Annotated in this window: 5 protein-coding genes; 4 read left to right on the top strand and 1 reads right to left on the bottom strand. The window is 69.2% G+C overall.

The genetic code is table 11. The features are described 5' to 3' along the window. The coding region (locus F3J14_RS33670; protein WP_247682347.1) for a DUF2345 domain-containing protein at positions 1 to 728 on the bottom strand (728 nt) is incomplete at its 3' end. A gap of 152 nt (positions 729 to 880) precedes the next feature. Between F3J14_RS33670 and F3J14_RS33665 the strand changes: the two genes are divergently transcribed. The 4 genes from F3J14_RS33665 to F3J14_RS33650 all read left to right on the top strand — a co-directional run. Then, a complete protein-coding gene (locus tag F3J14_RS33665) occupies positions 881 to 2,134 on the top strand; it encodes a lipoprotein-releasing ABC transporter permease subunit (protein ID WP_105787636.1) in 1,254 nt (417 codons plus the stop codon). 55 nt (positions 2,135 to 2,189) lie between these two features. Further along, on the top strand, positions 2,190 to 2,885 hold the full coding sequence (gene lolD, locus F3J14_RS33660; RefSeq protein ID WP_124614536.1) for a lipoprotein-releasing ABC transporter ATP-binding protein LolD: 696 nt from the start codon (positions 2,190 to 2,192) through the stop codon (positions 2,883 to 2,885). Between the two features lie 65 nt (positions 2,886 to 2,950). Next, complete coding sequence (locus tag F3J14_RS33655) at positions 2,951 to 3,739, top strand: TatD family hydrolase (protein WP_166726588.1); 789 nt, start codon at positions 2,951 to 2,953, stop codon at positions 3,737 to 3,739. A 57-nt stretch (positions 3,740 to 3,796) separates the two neighbouring features. Continuing rightward, positions 3,797 to 4,820: ComEC/Rec2 family competence protein (locus tag F3J14_RS33650; protein WP_247682346.1), on the top strand; the 1,024-nt coding region annotated here is incomplete at its 3' end.

Genomic DNA, 4,820 nt, shown 5'->3' with positions numbered 1-4,820 from the left:
TTGATTCCCGAGTTCTGCGCGAACAGGCTCACCGACGAGATCACGCTCGCGATCAGCGATTTTCCGACTGCGATGTGCGTGCTCTGGCCGCTGACGACATTGACGTGCTTGTCCGCGACCATCTGCACTTCGTTCTGCAGCTTCATCCACATCCGCGAACGTTCGCCGGTGTGCGCCTCGTGCGGCAGCCAGATTTCGATATTGCGGCCGCTCGCGCGCAGCGGCGCGGCGCCGGCGAGGCGGGCGAGCTGTTCGCTGGACAAGTACCAGCGGGTCGGCTGCGGCGCTTCCAGCCGCACGCCCAGCTCCTCGATCAGCGGCCGTGCGACCGCCAGCAGCGCGGCCGCGTCGCCGTCGTCGAGCGCGAGGCTGGCCGGGTCGACGAGCACGAGGTGATCGTGCGCGATCTGGACGTGCACGGGCTCGACGCACGCCCAGGCCTGCGTGCCCGGGTCGCCGCCGTCCGCGAGCAGCATGTAGGGCGCGAGCGGCGCCTCGTCGGCGGCGTTGCCCCGGCTCGCGCCGAACTGGCGGGCCAGCCAGCGCTCGTGCGGCAGCGTGCGCTGGAAGTCCTCGCCGGCCACGCGCTCGACGAGGCTCGCGCGGGCCAGCAACTTTTCGAGCGCGGGGCTGTCCAGCGTGTGCAGGGACGAGGCCGCATCGGCTGCCGACGGCAGCGCGAACGGAACGAGGAAATGGAGGCGTCGGTCGTGCATGATGGTGCGCATTGTATGGCAAACTGCGCGCGTGATCGGGCCGGCGGACGGCCCGATTGCGTCCGGCGACCGTTTTTCGACCGCGCCCGGGCGGCCGGCCGCCGCCGGATGGCGCTCCCGGGCGCGGGCCGTCATCCCCGCCGTAACCAGCAGAAAGGATTCGCTTGAAACTTCCGTATGAATGGCAGATCGGCTGGCGCTACACGCGCGCCGGCAAACGCACGACCGGCAACGGCTTCATTTCCTTCATCGCGCTCGTGTCGATGCTCGGGATCGCGCTCGGCGTCGCGGCGCTGATCGTCGTGCTGTCCGTGATGAACGGCTTCCAGAAGGAAGTGCGCGACCGCATGCTGTCGGTGCTCGCGCACGTCGAGGTGTTCTCGCCGACCGGCTCGATGCCCAACTGGCAACTGACCGCGCAAGAGGCGCGCCGCAATCCGTCGGTGACGGGCGCGGCGCCGTACGTCGATGCGCAGGCGCTGCTCACGCGCCAGGACGCGGTGAGCGGCGTGATGCTGCGCGGCATCGAGCCGTCGCTCGAACCGCAGGTGTCGGACATCGGCAAGGACATGAAGGCGGGCCAGCTGACCGCGCTCGTGCCCGGCCAGTTCGGCATCGTGCTCGGCGATGCGCTCGCCGGCAACCTCGGCGTGACGGTTGGCGACAAGATCACGCTGGTCGCGCCCGAAGGCACGATCACGCCGGCCGGGATGATGCCGCGGCTCAAGCAGTTCACGGTCGTCGGCGTGTTCGAATCGGGCCACTACGAATACGACAGCACGCTCGCGATGGTCGACATCCGCGACGCGGAGGCGCTGTTCCGGATGTCCGCGCCGACCGGCGTGCGGTTGCGGCTCACCGACATGCAGAAGGCGCCGCAGGTCGCGGTCGAGCTGTCGCACACGCTGTCGGGCAGCCTGTACATCCGCGACTGGACCCAGCAGAACAAGACCTGGTTCTCGGCCGTGCAGATCGAGAAGCGGATGATGTTCATCATCCTCACGCTGATCATCGCGGTCGCTGCGTTCAACCTCGTGTCGTCGCTCGTGATGACGGTGACCAACAAGCAGGCCGACATCGCGATCCTGCGCACGCTCGGCGCGCAGCCGGGTTCGATCATGAAGATCTTCGTCGTGCAGGGCGTGACGATCGGCTTCGTCGGCACCGCGTCGGGCGTCGCGCTCGGGTGCCTGATCGCGTGGAGCATTCCGTGGCTGATCCCGATGATCGAGCATCTGTTCGGCGTGCAGTTCCTGCCACCGTCGGTGTACTTCATCAGCGAGCTGCCGTCCGAGCTCGTCGCGGGGGACGTAATCAAGATCGGCCTGATCGCGTTCGTGTTGTCGGCCGTCGCGACGCTCTATCCGAGCTGGCGCGGCGCGAAGGTAAAGCCGGCGGAGGCGCTTCGCTATGAATGACCGCGCGACCGCATTCGCGGATTCACGACAACCCATCAGACAGGATTCGGCTGGTATGCAGGAATACGTGCTTCAGGCGCGCGGGATCACGAAGGCGTTCGTGCAGGGCGGCTTCAATGTGCAGGTGCTCAACAACACCGAGCTGACGGTGCGGCGCGGCGAGAAGCTCGCGGTCGTCGGCGCGTCGGGCTCCGGCAAGAGCACGCTGCTGCACGTGCTGGGCGGCCTCGACGAACCGAGCGCGGGCGAAGTGTCGCTGCTCGGCAAGCCGTTTACGCAGCTCGCCGAGCGCGAGCGCAACGAGTTGCGCAATCGCGCGCTCGGGTTCGTCTATCAGTTCCATCACCTGCTGCCGGAATTCACCGCGCTCGACAACGTCGCGATGCCGCTGCGCATTCGCCGGATGACGACCGAGGATGCGCGCGAGCAGGCACAGGCGATGCTCGAGCGGGTCGGTCTCGGTCCGCGTGCGAAGCATCGGCCGGGCGAGCTGTCGGGCGGCGAGCGGCAGCGCGTCGCGATCGCGCGCGCGCTGGTGACGAAGCCGGCCTGCGTGCTCGCCGACGAGCCGACCGGCAACCTCGACGGCACGACGGCCGATACGGTGTTCAACCTGATGCTCGAATTGTCCGAGACGCTCGAAACGAGCTTCGTGATCGTCACGCACGACCCCGAGCTCGCCGCGCGCTGCGACCGCATCATGCGCCTGCGCGACGGCGTGCTGCACGAGGAGCCGGCGCTGCCGGTGTGAACGAGCGCTCCCGCTGCGCTGCCGGGTGAGTCCCGGCGCCGCGGCGAGGGCGCAGGAAAACCGCCATGTGGATCGATACGCATTGCCATCTCGATGCCGCCGAATTCGACGCCGACCGTGACGCGGTCGCCGAGGCGGCGCGCGCGGCCGGCGTGTCGCGCATCGTGATCCCGAGCGTCGGGCGCGACAATTTCACGACGGTGCGCGAACTCGCGCAGCGCACGCCGGGCGCGGTCTATGCGCTCGGCATCCATCCGATGTTTACGCCGCAGGCGCACGACGCGGATCTCGACCGGCTGCGCATGGAGATCGAGGCGAGCCTCGACGATCCGCGCTTCGTCGCGATCGGTGAGATCGGCCTCGACTACTTCGTGCCGGGGCTCGATGAAGAGCGGCAGCAATTCTTCTATCAGGGGCAGCTCAAGCTCGCGCGCGAATTCGACCTGCCGGTCTTGTGCCACGTGCGCAAGTCGCAGGACCGCGTGCTCGCCGGGTTGCGTCGCTTCGGCGTGCGGCGCGGCATCGCGCATGCGTTCAACGGCAGCTTCCAGCAGGCCGATGCGTATCTCGCGCAGGGGCTGCACCTCGGCTTCGGCGGCAACGTGACGTTCGGACGCGCGTTGCAGATCCGCCGGCTCGCCGCGCAGTTGCCGCTCGACGCGATCGTCGTCGAGACGGACGCGCCCGACATCGCGCCCGAGTGGGCGTACAAATCCCGCAACGCGCCCGACCAGGTGCCGCGCATCGGCGCCGTGCTCGCCGAACTGCGCGGGATCGACGCTCACTCCCTGTCCCTATCCACAACGGCTAACGCGCTCGCTGCGCTGCCGCGCCTCGCACTTTCGTCCGCATAATCGTTGCCGGAAGGCGCCGCATCGAAATCGGCGGCGCCGGGTCGACGAGGAGGCTTGATGCGGGTGTGGTGGATCGCGTTCGCGCTCGGCGTCGTCGTGCTGCAGCGGCAGGCGGCGTTGCCGGGCGCGAGCGGCTGGGTAATCGGGGCGGCGGTGCTGGCCGGTTGCGGCGCGCTGCTCGCATGGTGTGCGCGGCGCCGTCGAACCCGTGCGATTGTCGCGCTCCGGTGGATGCTGTGCGCAAGCGCCGCCTGTGCGATCGGATTCGGCTATGCGGCCGCGCGCGCCGAATGGCGGCTGCGTGACAGCCTGCCCGTCGAGCGGGAAGGGCGCGACATCGGCGTCACCGGTGTGATCCGCGGGTTGCCGGTGATCGACGACACCGGCGCGCGACTGCTGTTGGCCGTCGAATCGAACGATGCGGGCCTGGCCCGTTTCCCGCCGGTGATCCGGTTGTCATGGCGCACATACGGCACGCCCGCCGCACGTGATGCGATTCCCGATTTGCGCGCGGCGCAGCGCTGGCGTCTCGTCGTGCGGCTGAAGCGCCCGCATGCCGAGGCGAACCCCGGCGTGCGCGACAGCGAGGCGGCGTGGCTGGCCGCGGGCATTCGTGCGATCGGCTATGTCGTCGCGCCCGAGCGCGCGGAATTGCTCGACGCGCGCGCAGCGGGATGGCGCGCATCGATCGATCGGCTGCGCGACGTGCTGCGCACCCGTATCGGCGACGCGCTCGACAACGCGCGCCATCGCGGCATCGTGACCGCGCTCGCGGTCGGTGATCAATCCGGTATCGGCGACGACGACTGGCGCGTGCTGCGCAATACGGGCACGAGCCATCTGGTCGCGATTTCGGGCCTGCACGTCGGGCTCGTCGGCGCGATCACGGGCGGGACCGTATCGATGGCTTGGCGGCGTCTGCCCTGGCGCGGCCGTGCCGCGGCGCTCCGATCGGACGCGCGCGCAGCGGGATGGCGCGCATCGATCGATCGGCTGCGCGACGTGCTGCGCACCCGTATCGGCGACGCGCTCGACAACGCGCGCCATCGCGGCATCGTGACCGCGCTCGCGGTCGGTGATC

The sequence above is a fragment of the Burkholderia sp. Tr-862 genome (assembly GCF_011753085.1).
Taxonomy (GTDB): Bacteria; Pseudomonadota; Gammaproteobacteria; order Burkholderiales; family Burkholderiaceae; genus Burkholderia; species Burkholderia ambifaria.
This window is presented reverse-complemented; position numbering and strand designations above follow the sequence as displayed.